The 1,735-nt window shown below is 75.5% G+C and carries 1 protein-coding gene and 1 pseudogene; one reads left to right on the forward strand and one right to left on the reverse strand.

Annotation, left to right across the window (positions count from 1 at the left end; all coding sequences use genetic code 11):
• Nucleotides 1-854: pseudogene (locus IE312_RS43315) on the forward strand (ATP-dependent DNA helicase); the annotation flags it as partial.
• Nucleotides 855-1,062: 208 nt separating this feature from the next.
• Here the strand turns inward: IE312_RS43315 and IE312_RS43320 are convergent.
• The coding region (locus tag IE312_RS43320; protein WP_229900831.1) for an alpha amylase C-terminal domain-containing protein at nt 1,063-1,735 on the reverse strand (673 nt) is incomplete at its 5' end.

The following is a 1,735-nucleotide window of genomic DNA, read 5'->3' on the forward strand; positions in this document are numbered from 1 at the left end:
AGGTGGCGTACGCGCAGGGTGTGCTGGACGTCTCCTACGCCTCCCGGACCTACGAGTTCGAGGACAAGGAGGACGGCGACCCGGAGGCGTCCGAGGTGCTGTCCGCGCACGACATCATCGACGCCGAGCGGTTCGCCGAGCGGCACGAGGAGGCCGACCACCGCAGCGCCGCCGAGCGGGCCGCCGCCGACCGCACCTGGGCGTTCGGGCACATCATCGTGGACGAGGCGCAGGAGCTGTCGCCGATGGCCTGGCGGCTGCTGATGCGGCGCAGCCCCACCCGCTCGATGACCCTGGTCGGCGACCCCGCCCAGACGGCGGAGGCGGCCGGCGTCGGCTCCTGGGCGGACATCCTCGCCCCCTACGTCGAGGACCGCTGGGAGCACACCCGCCTGGGCGTCAACTACCGCACCCCCGCGGAGATCATGGAGCTGGCGGCGGCCGTGGTCCGCGCCGGTCAGCCGGACTTCGAACCGCCCAGCTCGGTCCGCTCCACCGGCGAACGCCCCTGGGTGCGCCGCGCCGGCGACGACCTGCCCGGCGCGGTCGCCAAGGCGGTCGCCGAACTCGCCCCGGCACAGGGCCGGCTGGCGGTGATCGCCCCGCGCGCCCTGCACCGCTCGCTGGCCGCCCGCCTGGACGGCGTCACGGCCGGCGCCGAGCCCGATCTCACCCGGCCGGTCGTCCTGCTCGACCCGCGCCAGTCCAAGGGTCTGGAGTTCGACGCCGTCCTGGTGGTGGAGCCGGGCGCCTACGGCACGAGCGACCTGTACGTGGCCCTCACCCGGGCCACCCAGCGGCTCGGCGTCCTGCACACGGGGCAGCTGCCGCCGGGCCTGGCCGACAGCGAGTGACGGCGGGTGACGGCCGGGGCGGCGACGACGGCGGGCCCGCGGGGCCTGCCGGGGCCGCCGCCCCCGGGGACCGGAACGGCAGGCCTCACCCGCCGGACGGACCGCGGGTGTGCCGCTCCGGCCGGGAGGTCACCGTGACCTGCACCGGCACCGGGCCGCCGCCACCGTCCCCGCCGCCACGACCTGCGGGACGGAGGCGGAGGGCAGGTCAGGCCGGGCGCAGCCAGACCGTCGCCAGCGGGGGCAGGGTCAGCCGGATGCTCGCCGGCCGGCCGTGCCACGGCTGGGGCTCGGGCTTGACGACGTCCGGGTGGGTGACGTCGCCGCCGCCGTAGCGGGCCGCGTCGGTGTTCAGCACCTCCGCCCAGGCGGGGACGTCGTCCGGCACTCCGAGCCGGTAGTCGTGGCGGACCGTGGCGGACAGGTGGGAGACCGCGAGCAGCGGCGTGCCGTCGGCGTCGCGGCGCAGGAACGCGAAGACGTTGTCGTCCGCCGCGTCCCCGGTGATCCATTCGAAGCCCGCGGGGTCGGTGTCCCGCTGCCACAGCGCCGGCGTCGCCCGGTACACCCCGTTCAGGTCCCGTACGAGGTCCCGCACGCCCCGGTGGTCCGCCTCGGCGCCGTACTCCGGGTCGAGCAGCCACCAGTCGGGCCCGCGCACCTCGGACCACTCCGCGCCCTGCGCGAACTCCTGCCCCATGAACAGCAGCTGCTTGCCGGGGTGGGCCCACATGAAGCCCAGGTAGGCCCGGAGGTTGGCGCGCTGCTGCCACCAGTCGCCCGGCATCTTCGACACCAGCGACCGCTTGCCGTGCACCACCTCGTCGTGGGAGATGGGCAGGACGTAGTTCTCGCTGTAGGCGTACACCATCGAGAACGTC

Origin of the sequence: Streptomyces capoamus, from assembly GCF_014654935.1 — a bacterium.
Classification (GTDB): domain Bacteria; phylum Actinomycetota; class Actinomycetes; order Streptomycetales; family Streptomycetaceae; genus Streptomyces; species Streptomyces capoamus.